The 21628-nt window shown below is 72.7% G+C and carries 19 protein-coding genes, 1 tRNA gene and 2 pseudogenes (1 of these 22 only partly in view); 9 read left to right on the top strand and 13 right to left on the bottom strand.

Going from position 1 to position 21628, the window contains the following annotated elements:
• Positions 1–93 precede the first annotated feature (93 nt).
• From ABEA26_RS19060 to ABEA26_RS19045, 4 genes are all read right to left on the bottom strand, one after another.
• Positions 94–711: a LytR C-terminal domain-containing protein gene (locus ABEA26_RS19060; RefSeq protein WP_345593768.1), complete on the bottom strand. Its 618-nt coding sequence runs from the start codon at positions 709–711 to the stop codon at positions 94–96.
• 231 nt (positions 712–942) lie between these two features.
• Complete coding sequence (locus ABEA26_RS19055) at positions 943–1239, bottom strand: type II toxin-antitoxin system VapB family antitoxin (protein WP_003999914.1); 297 nt, start codon at positions 1237–1239, stop codon at positions 943–945.
• A 257-nt stretch (positions 1240–1496) separates the two neighbouring features.
• Positions 1497–2099: an HhH-GPD-type base excision DNA repair protein gene (locus ABEA26_RS19050; protein WP_345593759.1), complete on the bottom strand. Its 603-nt coding sequence runs from the start codon at positions 2097–2099 to the stop codon at positions 1497–1499.
• A gap of 24 nt (positions 2100–2123) precedes the next feature.
• Positions 2124–2855, bottom strand: a complete 732-nt coding sequence (locus ABEA26_RS19045) for a siderophore-interacting protein (RefSeq protein ID WP_345593758.1) — start codon at positions 2853–2855, stop codon at positions 2124–2126.
• 82 nt (positions 2856–2937) lie between these two features.
• Here ABEA26_RS19045 and ABEA26_RS19040 point away from each other — a divergent pair, with 82 nt between their 5' ends.
• From ABEA26_RS19040 to ABEA26_RS19020, 5 genes and pseudogenes are all read left to right on the top strand, one after another.
• Entirely contained in the window at positions 2938–5022 is a 2085-nt protein-coding gene (locus ABEA26_RS19040; protein WP_345593757.1) for a penicillin acylase family protein, read from the top strand.
• The gene (locus ABEA26_RS19035) at positions 5015–5722 is read left to right on the top strand and encodes a GNAT family N-acetyltransferase (protein WP_425587863.1); all 708 of its coding nucleotides are present in this window, start codon (positions 5015–5017) and stop codon (positions 5720–5722) included. Before ABEA26_RS19040 ends, ABEA26_RS19035 begins: the two co-directional genes overlap by 8 nt.
• Positions 5719–6213 carry a cupin domain-containing protein gene (locus ABEA26_RS19030; RefSeq protein ID WP_345593756.1) on the top strand — a complete coding sequence of 165 codons (495 nt, stop codon included), beginning with the start codon at positions 5719–5721 and terminating at the stop codon, positions 6211–6213. Before ABEA26_RS19035 ends, ABEA26_RS19030 begins: the two co-directional genes overlap by 4 nt.
• On the top strand, positions 6210–7055 hold the full coding sequence (locus ABEA26_RS19025) for an SDR family NAD(P)-dependent oxidoreductase (protein ID WP_345593755.1): 846 nt from the start codon (positions 6210–6212) through the stop codon (positions 7053–7055). The genes ABEA26_RS19030 and ABEA26_RS19025 overlap by 4 nt, the downstream gene beginning before the upstream one ends.
• A gap of 33 nt (positions 7056–7088) precedes the next feature.
• Positions 7089–8081: pseudogene (locus tag ABEA26_RS19020) on the top strand (copper resistance D family protein); the annotation flags it as partial.
• 82 nt (positions 8082–8163) lie between these two features.
• Here ABEA26_RS19020 and ABEA26_RS19015 read toward each other — a convergent pair.
• Complete coding sequence (locus ABEA26_RS19015) at positions 8164–11700, bottom strand: AfsR/SARP family transcriptional regulator (RefSeq protein WP_345593754.1); 3537 nt, start codon at positions 11698–11700, stop codon at positions 8164–8166.
• Between the two features lie 301 nt (positions 11701–12001).
• Here ABEA26_RS19015 and ABEA26_RS19010 point away from each other — a divergent pair, with 301 nt between their 5' ends.
• Positions 12002–13015 carry an NADP-dependent oxidoreductase gene (locus ABEA26_RS19010; RefSeq protein WP_345593753.1) on the top strand — a complete coding sequence of 338 codons (1014 nt, stop codon included), beginning with the start codon at positions 12002–12004 and terminating at the stop codon, positions 13013–13015.
• Positions 13012–13665 carry an NAD(P)H oxidoreductase gene (locus tag ABEA26_RS19005; protein ID WP_345593752.1) on the top strand — a complete coding sequence of 218 codons (654 nt, stop codon included), beginning with the start codon at positions 13012–13014 and terminating at the stop codon, positions 13663–13665. Before ABEA26_RS19010 ends, ABEA26_RS19005 begins: the two co-directional genes overlap by 4 nt.
• Positions 13666–13771: 106 nt before the next feature.
• Here ABEA26_RS19005 and ABEA26_RS19000 read toward each other — a convergent pair whose 3' ends face one another.
• Positions 13772–14380, bottom strand: a complete 609-nt coding sequence (locus ABEA26_RS19000) for a DUF2867 domain-containing protein (RefSeq protein WP_345593750.1) — start codon at positions 14378–14380, stop codon at positions 13772–13774.
• A 95-nt stretch (positions 14381–14475) separates the two neighbouring features.
• Here ABEA26_RS19000 and ABEA26_RS18995 point away from each other — a divergent pair, with 95 nt between their 5' ends.
• Entirely contained in the window at positions 14476–15039 is a 564-nt protein-coding gene (locus tag ABEA26_RS18995; protein ID WP_345593748.1) for a TetR family transcriptional regulator, read from the top strand.
• 545 nt (positions 15040–15584) lie between these two features.
• Here the strand turns inward: ABEA26_RS18995 and ABEA26_RS18990 are convergent.
• From ABEA26_RS18990 to ABEA26_RS18980, 3 genes are all read right to left on the bottom strand, one after another.
• The gene (locus ABEA26_RS18990; protein WP_345593746.1) at positions 15585–16601 is read right to left on the bottom strand and encodes an alpha/beta hydrolase; all 1017 of its coding nucleotides are present in this window, start codon (positions 16599–16601) and stop codon (positions 15585–15587) included.
• 194 nt (positions 16602–16795) lie between these two features.
• Entirely contained in the window at positions 16796–18214 is a 1419-nt protein-coding gene (locus ABEA26_RS18985; protein WP_345593745.1) for a serine/threonine-protein kinase, read from the bottom strand.
• Positions 18215–18294: 80 nt separating this feature from the next.
• Positions 18295–19098 carry a serine/threonine protein kinase gene (locus tag ABEA26_RS18980; RefSeq protein WP_345593743.1) on the bottom strand — a complete coding sequence of 268 codons (804 nt, stop codon included), beginning with the start codon at positions 19096–19098 and terminating at the stop codon, positions 18295–18297.
• Positions 19099–19437: 339 nt separating this feature from the next.
• Here ABEA26_RS18980 and ABEA26_RS18975 point away from each other — a divergent pair, with 339 nt between their 5' ends.
• On the top strand, positions 19438–19629 hold the full coding sequence (locus ABEA26_RS18975; RefSeq protein WP_345593742.1) for a hypothetical protein: 192 nt from the start codon (positions 19438–19440) through the stop codon (positions 19627–19629).
• A gap of 440 nt (positions 19630–20069) precedes the next feature.
• Here ABEA26_RS18975 and ABEA26_RS18970 read toward each other — a convergent pair whose 3' ends face one another.
• From ABEA26_RS18970 to ABEA26_RS18955, 4 genes and pseudogenes are all read right to left on the bottom strand, one after another.
• Complete coding sequence (locus ABEA26_RS18970) at positions 20070–20495, bottom strand: type II toxin-antitoxin system VapC family toxin (protein ID WP_345593741.1); 426 nt, start codon at positions 20493–20495, stop codon at positions 20070–20072.
• Positions 20492–20770, bottom strand: coding sequence for a ribbon-helix-helix domain-containing protein (locus tag ABEA26_RS18965; RefSeq protein WP_173314244.1), 279 nt, complete (start codon positions 20768–20770; stop codon positions 20492–20494). The genes ABEA26_RS18970 and ABEA26_RS18965 overlap by 4 nt, the downstream gene beginning before the upstream one ends.
• 67 nt (positions 20771–20837) lie before the next feature.
• Positions 20838–21236, bottom strand: a pseudogene (locus ABEA26_RS18960) (HNH endonuclease); the annotation flags it as partial.
• Between the two features lie 368 nt (positions 21237–21604).
• Positions 21605–21628, bottom strand: a tRNA-Ser gene (locus tag ABEA26_RS18955); it runs 164 nt beyond the window's last position.

The raw sequence follows: 21628 nt of genomic DNA, 5'->3' as shown, positions 1-21628 counted from the left end.
CGGTCAGGTCCCCGGTCCCGGGCCCTGGTCAGGTCCCCGGTCCGGGCCGTGTCCGGCTCTTGGGCCCGGCCCGGTCAGTACGGGTACGGCTGCTCAGCAGCTCTTCTTCTCTGCGGCGGGCGTCGACCGCGGCGCGGCCAGCTTGGTCAGCGCCGCGTCGGCGTCCGCCTGCGTCGCCAGTCCCTTGAAGCCCTTGCCGATGATCAGGTCGATGGCGGTGCCCTTGCGAGCGGCATCGGTGCGGTGTTCGGCTGCGGGGAGCTGGGTGCCGAGCACGGGCAGGGAGGTCTTCAGGGAGGCGGCGGGACCGAGCAGGACGCCCGTGCCGTCGACCTTTTTGTCGTACTCCTTGGGTGCGTTGCTCACGTCGCCGACGCGGAAGCCGCGCTTCTTCAGCTCGTCGGCGGTCTTCTGGGCGAGTCCGCCGACGGTCGTCGCGTTGAGCACGTTGACGGTGACCTGGGCCGGCTTCGGCACGGCCACCGCGGCGGGCGAGGCGTTCGCCTTCGCGGGGGTGGCCCGGCAGTCCGTGGCCCCGGCCGCAGAGGCCTTGTCGCCGCCGGTGAAGACGTCGATGAGCTGCAGTGTGCCCCAGCCGAGCACCCCGAGCACGGTGACACAGGAGACGGCGGCGAACGCGAGTCGGCCGCGGCGTCGGGCCGGTCGCATCCGCGGGTACTTGTCCCCCGTGATCTTGTACTGGCCGCCCATGCCAGGGGGAGTGAGCATGCTCATGGTCGCAGCGTAGTGCGCTGGGCCGGTGATGCCTATTAGATGATCAGTCGACGTTCCGAGGTTCGGTGCAATGTCACCCGAAAGGGTCAATCCGGAGCGTCTGAGGGGTGTCGCGGGGTCGACTGGGGCCGGCTGCGGCGCGCCGCCGTGGGTGCCGTAAGTGCCGCGTGGGCCGCCGTACGGGGCGGGGCCGGGGACCGGTGTCGGTCAGTCGAGTTCGAGGACCCGCGCGTGCAGAACCTGGCGCTGCTGGAGCGCAGCGCGCACCGCGCGGTGCAGGCCGTCCTCCAGGTACAGGTCGCCCTGCCACTTCACGACGTGCGCGAAGAGGTCGCCGTAGAAGGTGGAGTCCTCGGCGAGGAGCGTCTCCAGGTCGAGCTGGCCCTTGGTCGTCACCAGTTGATCGAGGCGGACCGGGCGCGGCGCGACGTCCGCCCACTGCCGGGTGCTCTCCCGGCCGTGGTCGGGGTACGGCCGGCCGTTTCCGATGCGCTTGAAGATCACACGGAAAGCCTACCGGCCCGGACGTCGCGGGCGCAGCCATGGCGCCGGAGTGCGGCGCTGGAAATGCCGCCGTAAACGGGGCAAACGGGATCAGGGGGTCGGGGGAGGGCCGACTGCGAGGGCGTTCCCCCTGGCGCGTGGGCGGGTGGCGAACGCGAGTGGTGGAGGAGGGCCCGCCGGGGGAAGGGGCGTAGCGGATGGGCGGCGGCCGCCCCGGGCGCGCCGCAGCGGGCGCGGCCCGGGCCCTGTCGTGACGGCTACGCGTCGGCGGACTTCGCGGATTTCGCGGCCTTCGCCGCCGCCTTCATCTCCTGTTTGTGGGCGCGGACCCTGGTCAGGGACTCCGGCCCGGTGATGTCGGCGACGGAGCGGAAGCATTTCGGTTCGCCGTAGGCACCGGCGGCCTCACGCCAGCCCTCCGGCTGGACGCCGAGCTGCTTGCCGAGCAGGGCGAGGAAGATCTGGGCCTTCTGCTTTCCGAAGCCCGGCAGCTCCTGGAGCCGCTTCAGCAGCTCATTGCCGGTGTCGACGCCCCGCCAGACGGCCTCGGCGTCACCGTCGTAGGTCTCGACGAGGTACCGGCACAGCTGCTGGACGCGGCCGGCCATCGAGCCGGGGTAGCGGTGCACGGCCGGCTTGTCGGAGAGCAGAGCGGTGAACGCCTCGGGGTCGTGGGCGGCGATGTCGTGGGCGTCCAGGTCCTCCGCGCCCATGCGCCGGGCGATGGTCGACGGGCCCTTGAACGCCCACTCCATGGGAACTTGCTGGTCCAGCAGCATGCCGACCAGCGCGGCGAGCGGGCTGCGGCCGAGGAGCTCGTCGGCCTCGGGGTCCTGGGCGAGGTGAAGTGTGACGTCCATGTCCCGATGATCGCGCGTGCGGGCTCAGGTCGCGCGCCAGTACCCCAGCGCGTTCACCCGCTGCTTGGGCAGACCCAGCTCCTTGCGGGCGTACGAGCCCAGCGCCCGGGTCGTCGCCGTGTCGCAGGCGACCCAGACGTACGGCTCCGGGGCGGAGCGCAGCAGCTCGGGCAGGTCCTGCTTCACCCGCGCGACCAGGTGGGCGCCCGCGTCGCGGCGCGGGACCGTGCGGACCTCGTGGCGGTCGGGGTGGGTGCGGAAGGGCAGGCCGTCGGTGCCGGTGCCGGCGTCCTCGAACCAGATCGTGGCGGGGACCGGACCGAGCGCGTCGAGGAGGGAGTTGAGGGCGGGGAGGGAGGCCGGGTCCGCGACCGCGAAGACGCGGGAAGGGGCGGGCTCGGGGGCCTCGAAGCCGGTTCCCTGGACCGTCGCCCCGACGGTGTCGCCCGGCTTCGCCGCCCGGGCCCAGTCGCTCGCGCACCCCTCGTGCAGGGCGAACTCCATGCCGAAGGTGCCGGCCGCCGGGTCCGGGTCGACCAGCGTGTACGCCCGCTGGTGCGGCTTGCCCGCGTTCTCGAACCACAGCCGCACCCACATCGTGGGGTGGACACCGGTCGCCGCCAGCATGCCGCCGTCACTCAGCCGCAGCCGCCGGAAGTCCGGCGTCACGTCCTCGGCGTCCGTCACGGTGAACTCGAAGTCCTTGCCCCGCATCAGCTTGAGGACCGCGCCCTCCCAACCCCGCCCCTGCCCCATCGCTTCTTCACCCTTCACGTACTATTCGGCCACGACGATTGACTTAGGTGAGCCTAACCTAAAGGAAAGTGGGGGCACAGGGGTGAGCGCCGAGACATACCGCGACGCCTGGGGGATCCCGCACCTGCGCGCGGACAACGCGGTCGAACTCGCCCGCGCCCAGGGCCGGGTGACCGCCCGTGACCGGGCCTGGCAGCTGGAGGTCGAGCGGCACCGGGCGCAGGGCACCTCCGCGTCCTTCCTCGGGCCCGAGGCCCTGTCCTGGGACCGGCTCGTGAGGCGGGCCCGGCTCGCGGACACCGCCCGCCGCTGCTTCGCCGCCCTGGAGGAGAAGGATCCGGAGACGGCCGCCTGGGTGCGGGCGTACGTCGACGGCGTCAACCAGGGGCTGACCGGAACCGGGCCGTCCACCCCCGAGTTCGCGCGCACCGGCCTCGCCCCCGGCCGCTGGGAGCCCTGGACCCCGCTCGGCATCTGGCTCGCCACGCACATCCTCTTCGCGGGCTTCCCCGCCAAGCTTTGGCGCGAGCACATCACCGCGCACCTCGGCCCGGACGCCGTCGCCCTGTTCGCCGCCGACGGGCCCGGCACCGCCGGCAGTAACGGCTGGCTGGTGAGCGGCGAACGGACCGTGACCGGACACGCGCTCATCGCCGGCGATCCGCACCGCTTCATCGAGGACCCCGGCGTCTACCAGCAGATCCACCTGTCCTGCCCGGAGTTCGACGTCGTCGGCCTCGCCGTGCCCGGCGTCCCCGGCATCGCCCACTTCGGCCACACCGGCACCGTCGCCTGGGCCATCACCAACGCCATGGCCGACTACCAGGACCTCTACCGCGAGCGGCTGCGCCGCACCGGCGCCGGCGTCGAGGCGCTCGGCCCCGACGGCACCTGGCACCGCGCCGCCCGGCACACGGAGACGATCCGGGTCGCGGGGGAGGCGGGGGAGGAGAACGTCGAGGTCGAGGTCATCGAGACCGACCGGGGCCCGGTCATCGCCGGCGGACCCGAGGGTCTCGACGACGGCACCCCCACCGCCCTCACCCTGCGCCACCCGCCCCGCGTCACCGCCGACCTCGGCTTCGGCGCTCTGCTGCCGCTGCTGCGGGCCCGGCGGGTCGCCGACGTGGACCGCGCCCTGGACGCGTGGGCCGAGCCGGTCAACGTCGTGCAGGCCGCCGACACCGAGGGCGGGCTGCTGCACCGGGTCGCGGGGCGGGTACCGTCGCGGTCCGACGCCAACACCCTGCGTCCGGTGCCCGCCTGGGAACCCGGCCACGAGTGGGAGGGCTGGCACACCCCGCCCCGCGCCGGGCTCACCGACGGCGTCGCCGTGATGGCCAACCAGCGCGGCCCGGCCACCCCGCTCGGCGTCGAGTTCGCCCCGCCGCACCGCGCCGACCGCATCGCCGCCCTGCTCGCCGGGAAGGAGCGCTGGTCGGCCGCCGGCATGCCCGCGATCCACACGGACACCCACCTCGCCTCGGCCGCCCCCCTGCTCGACCGCCTGGCAGCCCTGGACGACCTGGCCCCCGAGGCCGCCGCCCTGCGCGACCGCCTCCTGGCCTGGGACCGGCGCATGGACGCCGACAGCACCGACGCGGCGGTGTACGCGGCCGTGCGCGGAGCGGTCGTACGGCGACTGGCCGCGCATCCGGTCCTCGCCGCGGCGTCCGTGCCGCCCGCGTACCCCGAGGTGCTGCTGCCGTGGCTCGCCCTCGTGCCGCGCGTCGGCTACGCCCTCGAACACCTGCTGCGCGCCCCGGACCTGTACGGCATCGACCGCGCGGGGGCCGTCCGCGCGGCGCTGGAGGAAGTCGCCGCCCGGCCGCCCGCCGGTACCTGGGGCGACACCCACCGCCTCGCCCCCTGGCGGGCGCTGCCGGACACCACCCACGGGGAGGAACCCGGTCTGTCCGGCGACCACGACTGCGTGCTGTGCACCTCCGCCGTCCCCGGCCTCACCGACCGGGCCGCGCGCGGCCCGGCCGCGCGGTACGTCTGGGACCTGGCCGACCGGCGGGACAGCCGCTGGGTGGTACCCCTCGGCGCGTCCGGCGTCCCCGGCTCCCCCCACCACCGCGACCAGCGACAGCCGTGGCTCGACGGGGAACTGGTGCCGGTGGTCACCGACTTCGCCCGCCTCACGAAGGAAACCGATGTCTGACCCGCACACGTCCTCGCAGTCCCTGGCGCCATCGCCGCCGCCGTCCCTGCCGCCGCCGCCGTCCCTGCCGCCGTCCCCGGCCCTGCCGCCGTCCCCGTCCCCGTACGCCTCCCGCGTCGCCGTCCACGAGCAGGACCTCGCCGGCTTCGGCACCGTCCGCGTCCTCCCCCTCGACGCCGCCGCGGACGCCACCGTGGTCCACCGCTGGGTGAGCGAGGAGCGGGCCGCCTTCTGGGGCATGAACGACCTCACACCCGATCAGGTCGCCGGGGTCTACGCCCACATGGACACGCTCGACACCCACCACGCCTTCCTGGTGGTGAAGGACGGCGCGCCCGTCGCCGTGTTCCAGACCTACGAGCCCGGGGCCGACCGGGTGAGCGAGTGCTACGACGTCGAACCCGGCGACATCGGCGTCCACCTGCTGCTCGCCCCCGCCGGGACCGAGGGCGCGCGGCCCGGCTGGACCGCCGCGCTCGCGGGGGCCCTGATGGCGTACGTCCTGCTGGGTCTGGACCGGAAGCGGATCGTGGTCGACCCGGACGTCGGCAACGAGAAGGCGATCGCGCGCTTCCTCAAGCAGGGCTTCACCGCCGGACCGGCGGTCGTACTGCCCGAGGTCGACCTGCCGGACGTGTACCTGCCGGAGAAGAAGGCGCAGCTCGCCTTCCTCCGCCGAGAGGTAGCCTTCCCGGCGTGACGCCGCCCCCGCCGACCGCCGAGGACCTGATCGCGCACTACGGACTGGAGCCGATCCCCCGTGAGGGCGGCCTGTTCCGGCGCACCTGGGCCGGCCCCGAGCGCCCGGACGGGCGCCCGGCGGGCTCGGCCATCGTGGCACTGCTGACGGCCCGTCCGGGTGACTTCTCCGCCCTGCACCGCCTGCCCATCGACGAGGTCTGGCACTTCTACCTCGGCGACCCGCTGGAACTGCTGCTCCTCGCCCCGGACGGCGGCGCGCGTACGGCGGTGCTGGGACCGGACGTCCTCGGCGGGCAGCACGTGCAGTCCACCGTCCCCGCGGGGACCTGGATGGGCGGCCGGGTGGCGGCGGGCGGCACGTGGTCGTTGTTCGGGTGCACGATGGCGCCCGGGTTCACCTACGGGGACTACGAGCACGGCGACGCGGCCGGTCTCACGGCGCGCTATCCGGCGGCCGCCCGGCGGATCGTGGAACTGTGCCGCCCATGAACCTCCTCGACGGTCAGGTCGCCCTGGTCACCGGCGCGGGCGGCGGCATCGGCCGGGGCATCGCGCTGCGGTTCGCCGAGGAGGGCGCGGCGGTCGCGGTGCACTGCCGTACGGCGGTGGAGGCGGCGCGGGACGTGGCCGCGCGGATCCGGGAGCGCGGCGGACAGGCGACTGTCCTGCGGGCCGACCTCCTCGACGAGGACGCCTGCCGGCGGCTCGTCGAGGAGGCCGCCGACTGGGGCGGCCGATGCGGGGGGCGCGGCGAGCGCGGCGAGCGCGGCGAGCGCGGGGGGCATGAGGGGCGTGAGGGGCACGGAGGGCCCGGTGGACGGTTGACCGCGCTGGTCAACAACGCGGGCGTGCAGCCGCTGCGGGAACTGCCCGGCATGACGGCCGCCGAGTGGCGGACGGTGGTGGACACCAACCTCACCAGTGTCTTCGCGTGCACACAGGCCGCCGCCCGGATCATGCGGGCCCAGGACGGCGGCGGCACGGTCACCCACATCGCGTCCATCGAGGCGGGCGCCCCCGCACCCGCCCACGCGCACTACAGCGCCTCCAAGGCAGCGGTCGTGATGCACGCCCGTTCGGCGGCGCTGGAGTACGGCCCGTGGGGAGTGAGGGTCAACACCGTGTCGCCCGGCCTCATCGACCGGGAGGGGCTGGCCGACGCCTGGCCGGACGGCGTACGCAGGTGGCGGGAGGCGGCACCCACGGGACGGCTGGGGCGGCCGGAGGACGTGGGCGACGCCTGTGTGTTCCTGGCGTCGCGGCTGGCGTCCTGGGTCACCGGACACGACCTCGTGGTGGACGGCGGGGTGACGGCCCGCCCGGCGTGGTGAGGACCCGGCCCGGCATCCGTTGAGTCACGGGGTGTCGCGCTGCTGCTGCTCCGCACGGCCCGCGGGGGATGTCGCCGGGAGCGCACTGTCCTCACGGCGGCCGGGGGCGCCGCGTTGGCGGTCGGCCTCGCCCTGACCTGGGCCGCCACCGAGCACGCCGCCGCCGGGATCCAGGTGCCGGTCGCGATGACGTCGTCCGTGCTGCATCTGCTGGCCACCGCGGTCCGGCCGGGCGGCCTCGTGGCCCTGCTCCTCACCCTGCGCGGCCGTCCGGACGCCGGCACGGTCGCCCGTTTCTCCCGGATCGCCTTCGCCTCCGTGACCGTCCTGGTCGTCTCCGGCGTCTACCAGTCCTGGCGGGGCCTCGACTCCTGGCCGGCGCTCACGGGGACGACGTACGGCAGGTTGCTGCTCGCGAAGCTCGCCGGGGTGGCCGTGCTGCTGGCCGCGGCGGCGGTCTCGCGACGGTGGACGGCCGCGTGGGTGTCGGCGGTGCCGGCGGAGGGCATGACGGGGGTGGGGGCGCCGGCGGTAGGAGTGAGTGCGGAGACGGCCGTACGTGAGCGGGTGCCGGAGCCGGTGGGCGGGCCGCTGGCTCTGGTGGTCACCACCGTGCTCACCGGCACCCCGCCGGGCAGGGCCACGGCCGAGGCTGCGGCGCGGGCCGTGCCGGGGGGCGGGGTGCTGCCGGCGCCCGTCACCACGATTCCCTTCGACGTCGGCGGCTCCGGCCGGGGCACTGTCCAGATCACCCTGGACCCGGGCCGCACCGGCGACAACGCCGTGCAGGCAGTGGTCTTCGGTCCCGACGGCAGCCTGGCCGCCGTACCCGAACTGCGCCTCTCCTTCACCCTGCCCGACCGCGAGGTCGGCCCGATCGGCGCGGAACTCGTCGACCGGGGCGGCTACTGGAGCGCCAACTCCCTCACCCTGCCCCTCTCCGGCGCCTGGACGATGAAGACGACAGTCCGGGTGTCGGAGACCGACCAGGTGAGCGGGACGAGGCGGATCAGGATCGAGCGGTAGCGAGCCCGGTGAGGCTTTCGGCGAGGTGGCTCGAAGGGTGGCTCGAAGGGTGGCTCGGAGGACGGATCGGAGCACGCCTCCGTCAGCGCGGGCCGGCCGGCGGAGTGAGCCGTGCCCCGCCGGGGCGGTCGTCGCCGGGGCGGTCGTCGCCGGGCTCGGGCGACGGGCCGAGGAGGCGTATTCGGTCCTGTGCGGTGAGGGCCCGGCCACGGGTGAGTGCGGCGGTGAAGGCTTCCTCGCCCAGGACCGCGCGTGCCCGGCCGGCTGCTCGGTCGACGTCGACCCGTTCGGCCCGGGGCAGGGGCGCGCCGGCCGATTCACGGAGGGCGGCTGCCGTGCCGAGCAGGGACGCGGCTTGCTCGTAGGGGGACGCGGCGGGCTCGGTCCGGTGCGCGTCGAGTCCGGTGCGGGACGCGTCGGGTTCGGGCCGGGGCGTGGCCGATCGCGCGCCGGCCAGTCCCTCCAGGGCGAGCGCCAAGGCGCGGGGGTCCCCGGTGCGAAGGGCCGCCGTGAGCCCGTCCCGGTGGAGTGCCTCGGCGCGCCGCGCGTCGCCCCGCTGCTCGGCGACGTAGCCGAGTTGTGCCAGGACCAGTGCGGTTCCGGAGTCCACGCCGAGGCGACGGTTCCATTCCAGCCAAGGGGTCAGCAGGGCCTCGGCGGTGTCCGGGTCGCCGCTGCGGCGGGCGCCGAGGGCCAGGCCGGTCTCCGCGAACTGTTCCGCGGACCGGTGCGACTGCTCGGCCGCGAGGCGTCTGGCACGCTCGTGGAGTTCCGCGGCTCGCGCGTAGTCGCCGGTCAGCAGCGCGATACGCCCCAGCCTGGACAGCCGGAAGGACATGTGCGACCACAGCTGGAGCTCCTCCGCACCCCGTAGGCCGTCCTGGTGCAGACGGGCCGCGGCCCCGTAGTCCCCGGAGACCTCGGCGATGACGCCCAGCTGCTCCGACGCCTGGAGTTGACCCCACCGGTCGCCGAGTTCGGTGAAGAGGGCCGCGCTCTGCTCGGCGTACCGCCGAACCACCTCCAGGTTCCCCTCGTAGAGCGCCTGGGTGGCGCGGGTGCTGAGCGCCGCGGCCTCACCCCAGCGGTCACCGAGCTCGCGGAACTCATCGGTGATCGTGCGGCCCGTTGCGTCGGTCGTTCCGGTGAGGAGGTTCTCCTCGGACCGGTCCCAGAAGCCGCACCGCGCGAAGGCCAGCAGCCACCGGCCCCGTGCGTCGGCGCCGTCGAAGGACTCGCCGAGCCAGGAGTCGTCCCCGGTCAGCAGCGAGAGCGCGGCGCGGCGCACCCGGGCCGCGGAATGGGCGGGGTCCTGGACGACGGCGCCTCCCGCGGAGTCCGCGCGCTCCAGCGCCCGCCCCAGGGACCTGACGGCTTCGCCCATACGGCCGCGCAGATACCAGTACCAGGTCAGCGAGTTGGCCAGCCGAAGCCCGAGGCCGGGGGCGCCGTCCACCGCGGCGTGGTCGAGCGCGGCCCGCAGGTTGAGCGTCTCACCGTCGAGGCGGTGCAGCAGGCGGCGCTGGTCGCGGCCGTGCAGCAGCGGTTCCGCGTGCGCGGCGAGGCCGGCGAAGTGGAGGGCGTGCCTGTGCCGTACGTCCTGAGTCTCGCCGGCGTCCGCGAGCCGGTCCAGCCCGTAGGCGGCCACCGATTCGAGTATCCGGTAGCGGGTGCCGTCGCCCCGGTCGGTGGCGTACGCCGGCACGAGCAGGGAACGGTCCACGAGCCGGGTGACGATGTCGAGAACGTCCGCAGCCCGCACGTCCCCCTCGCTCGCCCCCCTCTCCCTCGCCCCCCTCTCCCTTGTCCCCGTCTCCCTTGTCCCCGTCTCTCCTGTTCCGTCATCCGTGGGCGCGTCCCCCACGGCACAGACCGACTCCGCGGACTCCAGCGTGAACCCGCCGGCGAACACGGACAGCCGGCGCAGGACCGCCCGCTCGGCCGGGGACAGCAGTTCCCAGCTCCAGTCGATCATCGCGCGCAGAGTCCGCTGCCGTGCCGGGGCGTCCCGGCGTACCTGGCCCAGCAGCCGGAAACGGTCGTGCAGGCGGTCGGCCAGGGCGTGCACACCGAGCGCCCGCACGCGAGGTGCGGCCAGTTCGAGGGCGAGGGGAATGCCGTCGAGGCGCCGGCAGACGAGAGCGACGGCCTCGGCGTTCTCCGGCCCCAGGACGAAACCGGGCGCGGCGGCCGCGGCCCGCGCGGCGAAGAGCTCCACGGCCTCGGTCTCCGTCAGCGGCGCGACGGCGTGCAGGACTTCGCCGGAGAGGGCGAGCGGTTCCTGGCTGGTGGCGAGGACGCGTACGCCGGGCGCCCGGCGCAGCAGGTGTTCGGCCAGCGCGGCGACCGGTCCGACGACGTGCTCGCAGTTGTCGAGGACGAGGAGTGTCCGGCGCGGCCGCAGCGCCTCGACGAGCAGAGGCAGGACCGTGCCGTCCGTGTTCCCAGGGGTGTCGAAGCCGAGTTCCTGTGCCGCGTCGTCGCGTATGCCGAGTGCGGCGGCCACTGTCTCCGCCACCTCGGTGGTGGCTCCCGCGAGCTCCACGAACCAGACGCCGTCGGGGTGGGTGCCGGCTTCCCGCTCCGTCAGCCGAGCCGCCGCCTCCAGGGCCAGCCGGGTCTTGCCGACGCCGCCGGGTCCGGTGAGCGTGACGAGGCGGCCGTTCTCCAGCAGGGCGCACACCTGCGCGACCGCTTCCTCGCGCCCGACCAGCGAACTCACCGGCGTGGGCAGGTTCGTACGAGGCACGCCGCCGGCCGGAGCGGCATGGCCGGGGGCATGGCCCGTACCGGGGCCAGGGCCGGGGCCAGGGCCGAGGCCAGGGCCGGGGGCATGGCCGGGGGCATGGCCGGGGCCGGGGCTGAGCCCGGGGTCCTGCCGGAGCATCGCCTGGTGCAGTTCGGTGACGTCGGTGCCCGGGTCGATGCCCAGTTCATCGGCGTAGCGCCGCTCCAGGTCGCGATAGGCGGCCAGCGCCTCGCTCTGCCGGCCGGCGAGGTAGAGGGCCCGCATGTGGGCGGCGCACAGCCGTTGCCGCAGGGGATGCTCGCCGACGAGCAGGCCCAATTCGTCGGCGAGGGTGGAATGGCCGGCGCGTCCTCCGGTCTCCAGCCGCAGCTCGGCGAGCTCTTCCCGCGCGGTGAGCCGTTGCTCCTCCAGACCGGCGATCGCGGCCTGCGCGAAGCCCGAGTCCCGGAACTCGGCGAAAGCCTCACCGCGCCACAGCCCCAGCGCCTCCGTCAGTAACGACGCCTTCGTCCGCGGGTCGGTCTCCTCCCTCGCACGCGTCGTGAGCCGCCCGAACAGGCCGGAGTCCACCGCGTCCTCCGCCACCCGCAGCGCGTAGCCCGCCGGGCCGTACTCCACCAGCGCCCGGGCGCCGGACTCGGCCCCCGCCAGGGTGCGGCGCAACTGGGAGACCTTGGTCTGCAGGGAGTTGCCGGGGTTTCCGGGCACCGCCTCGCCCCAGAGGTCGTCGATCAGCCGGTCCACCGGCACCGGGCGGCCATGATGCACCAGCAGGTCGGCGAGCAGCGCCCGGACCTTGGGCTCGGTCACGAACACCGGGTCCCCGCCGTCGGTGCGCACCGTCAGTGGCCCCAGTACCTCGAAACGCATGCCGCCACGGTAATGCGCGCCCTGACCACGGCGACGCGCACCCTGTCGGCGGCCGTGGGTGCCTCATGCGCGGCCGTGCGTGCCCTGGTCGGTGGCCGTGCGTGCCTCGTCGGCGGCCGTGCGCGGAGCGTCAGCCTCCCGTGCGCGGACCCGTGCACGGTGTTCCCGTGACCGAGACCGGTCAGCGGCGCGACCTCCGCGTCCACTCGCGCACCAGTCCTACCCAGCCACGTACAGCCGCACAGAGCCACGTACCGACAAGCACCGGCGCGCACCACCGGCACCCACGGAAGGAAACACCATGACCACCTCCCGCGAGATCCGCCTCGCCGCCCGCCCCGCCGGCGAACCCGGTCCGGAGACCTTCGAGTTCGCGACCACCGACGTGCCGTCACCCGCCGATGGGCAGGTACTGGTCCGCAACACCTGGATGTCGGTGGACCCCTACATGCGCGGCCGGATGGACGACGCGCCGTCCTACATCCCGCCCTTCGCCCTCGGCGGCGTTCTGGAGGGCAGCGCGGTGGGTGAAGTGCTCGCCTCCCGCGCGGAGTCCGTCCCGGCCGGGGCGACCGTCACGCACTTCCGGGGCTGGCGGGAGTACGCCGTCCTGGACGCGGCGTCGGCCACCGTCGTCGACACCTCGATCGCCCCGGCGGAGGCGTTCCTCGGCCCGCTGGGCACCACCGGACTGAGCGCCTACGCCGCCCTGACCCGGACCGCGCCGGTGCGGGAGGGCGACGTCGTGTTCGTCTCCGCCGCGGCGGGTGCGGTCGGCAGCGTCGCCGGGCAACTGGCCAGGAAGCTGGGCGCCTCCCGGGTGATCGGCTCGGCGGGCGGCCCGCACAAGACCAGGAAGCTCATCGACGACTTCGGTTACGACGCGGCGATCGACCACCGCCAGGGATCGCTCGCCGAGCAGCTGGCCAAGGCCGCCCCCGAGGGAGTCGACGTCTACCTGGACGCCGTGGCCGGAGACCACCTCGAGGCGGCCATCGACGCCATGCGTCCGGGCGGCAGGATCGCGATGGTCGGCGCGATCAGCGGCTACAACGCCACCGGTGCCGCGCCGGGCCCCGGCAACCTCTTCACGGCGGCCGCCAAGGAGGTGACGCTGCGGGGGATGCTGGTCACCAATCACCTCGACCTCTTCGCCGAATGGATCCCCAAGGCCGCGTCCTGGCTCGCAGACGGCACCCTGCACACCGAGGTGACCGTCGAGGAGGGCATCGAGCGGGCGCCGGACGCCTTCCTGGGCATGATGCGCGGCGCGAACACCGGCAAGATGCTGGTCCGGCTGGGAGGGACCCGATGACGTACGAGAACACGACCACCTCCCGCCCCTTGCCCCGCCCCGCTCCTCCGTCCCCCGCTCTTCCGTCCTCCGCCGGACACGCCCTCCTCGTCCACGCCCATCCCCGCCCGGACTCCCTGACCGCTCAGCTCGCCCACCGTGCATACGCCCGGCTCACGGCGGACGGCTTCACCGTCGACGTGCTGGACCTGCACGCCGAGGGCTTCGACCCCCGGATGACCCCGGCGGACGAACCGGACTGGGCCGACCCCGACAAGGAGTACTCGCCGGAGGTACGCGCGCACATGCGACGCGTCGCCGCCGCCGACACGATCGTCGTGGTCTTCCCCCTCTGGTGGTTCGGGCCGCCGGCCATCCTCAAGGGCTGGATCGACCGCGTCTGGAACCACGGCTTCGCCTACGGCAGTGCACGGCCCCGCCTGCGCGACAAGCGGATGCTCTGGATCAGCCTGGTCAGTTACACCCGGGACCAGTTCGCCGGACTGGACTGGGAGGGCCCGGTGACCCGCACCCTCCGGGCCGGGATCTCCAACTTCTGCGGCATCGACGACGCGGCGGTGCACCTGGTGTACGACTCCCTCGACGCGGGTGAGGCGGCTTTCACCTCCGCGGAGTCGGGGCTGGAGGCGTTCCTCGCGAAGGCGGAGTAGTCCGGGTCAGTGCCGTCAGGTCAGGATCGTCAGTGCCCGTCAGGGTCGTGTGGACCCTGACGGGCCCTGACGACCGTCAGGTCGGGACCGCCGAGGAGGGAAGGTGTCAGCGTGCCGCTCGGTGCTCCGCGTTCTCCCGCCACTCCCGGCCGATCGACCGCATCAGCGCCGGGTAGACCCCCAGGTATCGGAAGGGCTTGATGCCGAGCATGTACAGGGAGCCGAGACGGCCGTTGGGCTTCACCAGGACGGTCAGCTGGCCACGCCAGCCGCCGTTCCCGTCGGGGACCCAGCCGAGGTGCAGCACCCCGTGCATGGTCTTGTTGGCGCACTCCGCGGCCCACTCGTCGTGTGTCTGGAAGACCGAGGTGAAGGGCACCGAGCTGAGGTCGGGCCCCCGTGGCCCCTCGCGCAGGTCGTCCGGCAGCCGGTCGCGCAGTGTCTTCACCCGGCCGCCGACGCCCGCGTCCGGCTTGTCCCAGCCGAGCAGCGCACCGAGCTTCCAGCGCACCGCGAAGAGAAAACGGCCCACGGGGTTGCCGCCGTCCGGACCGTCCTTGCCGCCCGCCATCTGCTCGACCAGATGACGCAGGTCGTCCGGGCCGCCCGGCGTCGGCAGCGCCCACACGTCCTCGAGCCGGAAGTCGTCGGCGATCTCGTGGATCCGCCAGGGGCGGGACGTGTGTTCGCCCGAGGGAAGGCGCAGATCACTCATGGCAGCTCCCTGTCTATACGGTGGCGTACAGAACGAGCATAGACTGATCTATACGCCTCCGTATATTGGCCGGGGTGTGTGAGGAGGGACACGGTATGGGCGCGATCCGTACGCCGCGGGACAAGTGGATCGACGAAGGGCTCCGGACGCTCGCCGCCGGCGGCCCCGAGGCCGTCCGGGTCGAGGTTCTCGCCCAGGTGCTCGGCGTCAGCAAGGGCGGTTTCTACGGCTACTTCCGCAACCGCGCCGCCCTGCTGGAGGAGATGCTGGACGTCTGGGAACGCGGGGTCACCGAGGGTGTCATCGAGCACATCGAGCGCGACGGCGGCGACGCCCGCGAGCGGCTCGGGCGGCTCTTCGACTTCGTTGGGTCGGGCGGCGCGCCCCTGACCAGCGCCGGGGTCGAGCTCGCGATCCGCGACTGGGCCCGGCGCGACGAAGGCGTGGCGCGGCGCCTGCGCAGGGCCGACAACCGCCGCATGGACTACCTGCGCCGGCTCTATGGGGCCTTCTGCCCCGACGAGGGCGATGTCGAGGCCCGCTGTCTGATCACCTTCTCGCTGCGCATCGGCAACCACCTCATCGCAGCCGACAACGGCCCGCGCGACCGCGCGGAGGTCCTCGCCGCGGTCAGGGACCGGTTGCTGAGCCTGAACTAGAAGTGCGGTGCTGGAGAAGCGCAGGCCATGCAAGTCGAAGGGCCCCACCGCTTGCGGTGGGGCCCTTCGACTTCGTGCCCGGTGAGGCACTGGCGGAGGATACGAGATTCGAACTCGTGAGGGGTTGCCCCCGACACGCTTTCCAACTGTTCGCCTGGTGGTTCGGCGGGGGTGTGGGTGTCCTGACCTGGCGCGGAGCCGGTGGTGGCGGCACACTCGAACGGCGTGGGACGGGGGCGAACGAGACCAGAGCTGAGACCGTCCGCGCGAGGGCCCCGTCGGTACGGGCACTCCTCCCGGAGACGGATTGCCGGCACGGTCCCGTCGGCACGGACGGACACCGCGCTCCACTGTCTCGATGTGCTGCGGTCCGGCCACTGGCCTCGGAGCACGTGTATTTCGCGTCGGTATTCGTTGACGCGCCCGTGGGGGAGACGCATCGCCGGTCCGTCCGGGGCGGTCGGTGTGGGGACCGGCGCGCCGGCGCGCCGTCGCGCCGCCAAGGGGCCGGTCCCGGAGGCAGCCGCCGCGACGCCGCTGTCTGGCTACGCCTTGCGGAGGCGGCCGACGATGCCGTTGAGGTCCTGATCGAAGAACCAGGGGTCGACCTTGTGGCCGCCTTCCCTCTCGTGCGACTCGTACTGGATGCCCGCCCTGTCGAGGAAACCGCGGAACTCCCGCTGGGTTTCGAGCACGCCGACCTCGTTGAACGTGTCCCAGAAGGTCGGCTCGGGGCTGGTGCCGGCGATCATGAAGACCCGCTTGCCCCGGTAGCTCTCGAGCCGCTCGATCGGGTTGTCCGCGGTGACCCGGGCCTGGTCCCAGAACGGCGCGCCGTAGACCGTGCCGCCGCCCAGTTCGACGGCCGCGGACGAGGCGTTGGCCCAGTGCACGACCGCGCCGTTCACTCCGGCGACGGGACCGCGCAGGCTGGCCGGACCGGAGTGGGAACTCACCGAGGCGAAGTGCCCCCAGTATTTGGCCGCGTACTTCAGCGCGCCGAAGCCGCCCATCGAGAAACCGGAGACGGCGCGGCCGTCGAATTCGGCGTACGTCCGGAAGTTCGCGTCGATCCACGGGATCAGCTGCTGGATGTGGAAGTGCTCCCAGTTACGGGCGCCGACGTTGGTGCTGACAGGGTTGGAGTACCAGCCCGCGCGTCCGCCGTCGGGCATCACCACGATGACCGGCTTGCCGGCGGTCGCCGCACGGATGCCCCAGCGGTCCCAGGAGATGAAGTCCTGCTCTCCGCCGTGGAGGAGGTAGAGGACGGGATACGTGCGACCGCTCCAGTGGTAGTCGTCGGGGAGCAGGACGTTGACGGCCGGGGACCAGCCGCCGATCGCACCGGTCTGGAACCGGTAGTACCACATGCGGGGGTCGCTCTCCATGCGGTCCACGATGTGCAGTCCGAAGCCGTCACCGGCGGTGGCGCCCTGGGCGGCCGCGCTCGCCGACGAGGCCGACGCGGCGACGCCCGCGCCGCCGAGGGCCGTGGCCGCAGAGACTCCGCCGACGGCCTTGAGAAGGTTTCTGCGGGTGGTGCGGTGCTGCTTGCTCAACTTCGCCTCCTGGTCGGGGAATTGTTCCGGTGAGTGGTGGCGTCGGTGGTTCCGCCCGCTCGGAAGGTAGTCGCCCGACGTAGGCGGCGGCATCCGGAACGATCCGGAGTGACAGAGCCATCGGGTCCCTGATGGGCTGTGCCGGTGACGGGGCAGGTCTTCCGTACCGGGAGGGGCCGGCGCGGAGCCGCGCGCTACGACGAGGCCGGCGCGGAGCCGCCGTCAGCACGAGGAGGCAGGTGGCGGCACCGGGGAACCTCGGGCCGGCCCTCCGCCCGCACCGCGGGCAGCCAGGCGGCGTCCCGCGCGGAGCCGCTCGGGAGACGGACACGGATCCACTCGGACGACTGCCGGTCCGCCTCGTCGATGATGGGAGTCCCTCGAGCGATCCCGCAGTCGGCCGTGAGGACGTCACCGTGCCACACGCGGGTCGGCACCACATTGTCTGCGGTGTAGGGACCCCAGGGATCGATCGCCAGCCCGAGACTGCAGTCGGGGTCCCGCTCCGCCGCCTCCTGGCACGCGAGTTCGGCGTTGAACACCGTGATCTCCACGGGGCCCGCCAGGTTGCCGGGCGGCCCGGCGTACCACCACGCACCCGCGGTCGCGGCGCACACCGCACCGGTCGCGAGGAGGGCACGGACGGCGCGTCGCCGACGTGGCGCGGGTCGCCTCCCCGCGCGGTCGGTGACGGGCGGCCCCGCGGCGATACGCGAGAGCAGGCTCTCGGCCGTGTGCGCGGCACGTGCCGCGTGGGTCGGGGCCAGGCAGTCGGCGATCAGCGCATGCCAGAACGGCGGCACCGCACCGTCCATACGCAGCCGTGCCCGCCCTTCGGCGTACTCCTGTACGGCGGCGGCGCGCGCCATCGGGGTGGCGCCGGGAAACGGCGATACGCCCGAGGCGAACACCTCGTGCATCAGGACACCGAGTGCCCAGATGTCGGTGCTCGGCCGGGACTCGACTCCGTGCTCGCCGAGCGGAGCCTTCCGGCGCTCTGGCGGAAGGTAGTCCATGGTTCCCATCGGGGGCGCATAGCCGTGGGTGCCGTGGGTGCCGGTGAGTTCAGCGGCCAGTCCGAAATCGGAGAGCTTGACGGAACCGTCCTCCATGAGGAGGACGTTCTCCGGTTTGAGGTCCCCGTGTACCCAACCACTGCGGTGCAGATGAGCCACGCCCTCGCAGACGCCCGCGACCAGGCGCGCGCCTTCCGCTTCGGCGACTCCCCTGCCGAGGACATCCCGGAGACTGCGCGCGGCCCGTTCCATGATCAGTACGATCGCCCCGTCGAGGAGCGGTCGGCCGGGTTCGCTGAGCACGACGAAGTCCAGCAGGCGGATCAGCCTCGGATGGCCGGCACGGCGTCCGAGTTCGACCTCCCGGCGTGCGGATTCCGCGACGCTACGGGCCTGGCGCGGTGCGAGGCCGGCTGTCGGAAGGAACTTGAGCGCGACCTCTTCGGGACCTGTCGGACGGCCGTCACCGTGGCGGTCGCGGTCGCGGCCACCGCCACTGACGAGGCGTCCCGCGTAGACCTTGGCCCAGCCGCCTGCCCCGATCGGCTCGGTGACCTCCCAACCAAGGACGCGGTAGCCACGCGGAAGCGGCTCCATACCGTCATGTCCGGCTGTGCCGGCCGGGCCGGACAACGTCGTCACTCCGGGCCACGGGCCGCTTCGACGCGCCTGTCCGGTCATGGCGTGTTCCACTCCCGGGGGGCGGCTCCCGCCCGCCGCGGCAGCAATGCCAGGTGCTCCTCCCGGACGAGCCAGAAACGCAGCACGAGTCCGACGAGCGCCTCCCGCTTGCCGTTGCGGCGCGCCCCCGTGCGGGGCCCGCGCTCCGCCGGATCGCCGATGCGCATCTTTTCGTCGGCCAGGTAGTCGATGTGTGAACTGATCGCCCGGGCCGTCAGGTGGCGGCAGGCGTCGTGACCCCGCAGCCGTTCGACGATCTGAGGCGTCGTGGGCACCGCGACCGATGATTCGTCGCGCAGGCGCGGTTCGCAGAGCGCCACCAGTACGAGGAAATAGAGCGCGGTCTCGTCCAAGGAGTAGGCCGCGACGGTGCGACTCCCCCACTGGTCGTCCGAGCCGACCCCGGGCAGGTAGACATGGTCCGGGGCGAACACATGGAAGGAGACGGCGGTACTGCCGCGTGCGGGCAGCACGACTCGGGAGAACTCGAAGGGGATGGGCGCTCCGGCGCGCCTGGGCGGCACTCTCAGGTACTCCCCAGCACCCTCCGGGTTCTCGACCAGGTAGCTCTGGCTCGTACTGTGGTTGCTCAGCTGCCAGTGGTCGTCCGTCACGCGGATCTCCCCCGCCAGCCGGGAGATCGCCGCGTCGTCGAGGCGGAGCTCGACCGGGGCTCCCGCCGAGCCCCGTCCAAAGCGCGCCGTCTCTCCCGGGCCCAGCCGCAACGTCATGGGGTCACCGCACGGTTCGCCCCCGCCCTCGCCGCTCCGCAGTGGCAGATGAACCACGATGCCGCTCACTTTCCTCCCCTTCGTCCGATCGCCGCGCAGTCACCGGCGTGCCTGCGCGATCTGGCACGCGTCCCGGCAACTCCGCGAGGACACGCGGTGCGAACACGCACCGAGTCTGCCCGTCGGCTCGATGGGCACAGAAGGTGTTTCTGGAAGAAGTCTCTGGTTTTTCAGCCATCTCCGACGCGGGTCGCGGCCCGTGACCGACCCGATCCGCCGCGGTGCCGGTCGGTGCGGTGCCCTGGACGAAGCGGACGCTGAGGTTGGTTCCCGGGAGCGGACAAGAAGCCGGTCTGAATCGGGGACCTGGTGCTCCCGGGCGCTACAGGGGCGAGCGTCCCGGTCTACGTGCCCAGTCGGGGCAGCGGCCGCGCTGGGCGGCACATGCGGGTGTCGGCGGCCGATCGTGTGCTGTGGAAGGAGATCGTCGGCGAGGAGACGCCCCTGCCCGCGGTCCCGGCGGAAGAAGAGGACGACGTGATCACCTTTGCTGAGCAGGAGGGCGACCGCACCTGCCGGGCCGGCCTCAACAGTCGGTAGCCGACAACTGCAACCACCAACGTCGAAGGGCCTCACCGCAAGCGGTGGGGCCCTTCGACGTATTGCCCGGTGAGAGCAATGGCGGAGGATACGAGATTCGAACTCGTGAGGGGTTGCCCCCAACACGCTTTCCAAATGTTCGCTTGAGGGTCCGTCGGGGGTCATGTACGTCCTGACCTGTGGCGGAGCGGTCCACGGATGGGCTGTTGGACGGCCCCGTACGTAGGCGAACGAGACCAGAACTGAGACCACGGATGGGCCGTCGGACACCTGCTGCGATCAGCTGCACCACTCAGGCCCGGCTGTGGACCATGCACCACCGGGCCTCGGCCCGCCAGGAGGAGACAGTCCGCGCGTGCGTCGCCTGCCCCCTCGTGCCCAGCGCGCTACCGCGCCTTCGCGGGCCTTGATGGCAATACAGAACTGAGGCCGGAGGCCGGTCATACCTTCTTGACGACGATCGACTCCGGAACCAACCTCTCCAGGTCGTCCACATCAGAGGTGAAGACGGTGACCTGCCCCTTCTGCTGGCGCGCGATGACGGCGAGTATCGCGTCGATCGCGTACTTGTGGCCGTGCAGATTGGCATCCGCCAGCAGGCGGCGGGCCTGGCGGGCCTCGTCCTTCCCGATGTCAGCGACTTCGAGCCGGGAGAGTACCCAGTCCCAGCGCTGCTCCGTGGTTCTGCCGTCGTACGCCTCGACCAGCGTCATCGGAGACGTGACGACCTCGGCTTCACCCCCGGCTGCGAGGTCGAGCCACGCGATCATCTTCCGGTCGCCGCGTACGGCCAGGGACAGGGCTTCGCAGTCGAGTACGAAGACGCGTAGCGGCCGCTGCCCGGGTTCGCCGGACCGCTTCCTCACGCGGCTTCTCCGGCGCCGTGCGTTCCGGTGGCGCGCCGGCGCTCATGCTCGGCGTCGAGGCCCTCCAACTCCTCGAACGCTGTGGTGCGCTCTTCCTCGGTGAGAGGACCGTGTTCCTCCTGCAGCCAGTCCGACAGCTCCCGCAGCCGGTCCCGGTCGCGCTTGAAGCGCAGCGCCTCGGCGACGTACGCCGACATCCCTCGTTCTGCCGCCTCCGCACGGATCTCGTCCAGGAGATCCTCGGGAATCGTCACCGTTACCTTCTTCGTCGCCATACAAGCGACCATACTCCTGGTATCGCGCTCCTTACCAGTGCAATTCTCGTGACCGCCAGGTCGGCGGTCAGGCGCTCGTGGCGGGACGTGGGCTGCCGTAGAAGACCTGGCTGGTGTGCCAGGAACGGTGGGCGGCGGCGATGGGGCGGACGCCCGGCTGGGGGCCGATGAGCGGACGGCCGGCGAGCGTGATGACGTGCTCGCGGGCGGCGGTGCTGTGGCCGACGAAGCTCTGCGAGACCAGGATGCGGTGGCCCTTGCCATGGCCTTCGCCGAGACCGAGTACGCCTTTGTCGAACAGCTTGTGGTGCAGCGAGCACAGGCACAGCCCGTTCTCGACGTCGTCCGGTCCGTCGAACGCCCACCAGCGCACATGGGCGGCCTCAAGCCCGACCGGCACCGCGCCGATCCTGCCGTCGTACCCGCAGAAGGCGCACTGGTACTCGTACGCCGTCAGGACCATCTCATCCGGGCGAGCTGCAAGGACCCGCTCAAGCCGGTCGACTTCCAGATCACTCAGCCACGCGGCCAGAGTTGATCCACTGGGCTTGCCGATGGGGACACCTCACAAAGACGAGTGCCGGTGGTCTCCGACCGGAATCGGTCCTGCACAGACCCAGAATGGCGGATCGCGGGGGACGCTTGCGTCCTGAGTCGGCAGAAACCCGCTTCTGAGTGAAGGCGATGTCCTGTGACCCGACCCGGCGACGGCAAGTCGGCGGAATGAAATGTCTCTTATGTCGGAAACGAACGAGACCAGAACTGAGACCATCAACGTCGAAGGCCCCCGCAGCAAGCTGCGAGGCCCTTCGACGTATTGCCCGGTGAGAGCAATGGCGGAGGATACGAGATTCGAAC

The organism is Streptomyces marokkonensis (assembly GCF_039539045.1).
Taxonomy (GTDB): domain Bacteria; phylum Actinomycetota; class Actinomycetes; order Streptomycetales; family Streptomycetaceae; genus Streptomyces; species Streptomyces marokkonensis.
Note: the sequence above shows the minus strand (reverse complement) of the source record. Positions and strands in the feature narration are given on the sequence as shown.

Bases quoted from the DNA above. Each gene is read 5' to 3' on its own strand.
- ABEA26_RS19035 (WP_425587863.1), top strand. From the start codon at position 5,015: ATGTCTGACCCGCACACGTCCTCGCAGTCCCTGGCGCCATCGCCGCCG.
- ABEA26_RS19045 (WP_345593758.1), bottom strand. From the start codon at position 2,855: ATGGGGCAGGGGCGGGGTTGGGAGGGCGCGGTCCTCAAGCTGATGCGG.
- ABEA26_RS19005 (WP_345593752.1), top strand. From the start codon at position 13,012: ATGACGTACGAGAACACGACCACCTCCCGCCCCTTGCCCCGCCCCGCT.
- ABEA26_RS19050 (WP_345593759.1), bottom strand. From the start codon at position 2,099: ATGGACGTCACACTTCACCTCGCCCAGGACCCCGAGGCCGACGAGCTC.
- ABEA26_RS19025 (WP_345593755.1), top strand. From the start codon at position 6,210: ATGAACCTCCTCGACGGTCAGGTCGCCCTGGTCACCGGCGCGGGCGGC.
- ABEA26_RS18965 (WP_173314244.1), bottom strand. From the start codon at position 20,770: ATGGCGACGAAGAAGGTAACGGTGACGATTCCCGAGGATCTCCTGGAC.
- ABEA26_RS19000 (WP_345593750.1), bottom strand. From the start codon at position 14,380: ATGAGTGATCTGCGCCTTCCCTCGGGCGAACACACGTCCCGCCCCTGG.
- ABEA26_RS18985 (WP_345593745.1), bottom strand. From the start codon at position 18,214: ATGGAGCCGCTTCCGCGTGGCTACCGCGTCCTTGGTTGGGAGGTCACC.
- ABEA26_RS18995 (WP_345593748.1), top strand. From the start codon at position 14,476: ATGGGCGCGATCCGTACGCCGCGGGACAAGTGGATCGACGAAGGGCTC.
- ABEA26_RS19015 (WP_345593754.1), bottom strand. From the start codon at position 11,700: ATGCGTTTCGAGGTACTGGGGCCACTGACGGTGCGCACCGACGGCGGG.
- ABEA26_RS19010 (WP_345593753.1), top strand. From the start codon at position 12,002: ATGACCACCTCCCGCGAGATCCGCCTCGCCGCCCGCCCCGCCGGCGAA.
- ABEA26_RS19060 (WP_345593768.1), bottom strand. From the start codon at position 711: ATGGGCGGCCAGTACAAGATCACGGGGGACAAGTACCCGCGGATGCGA.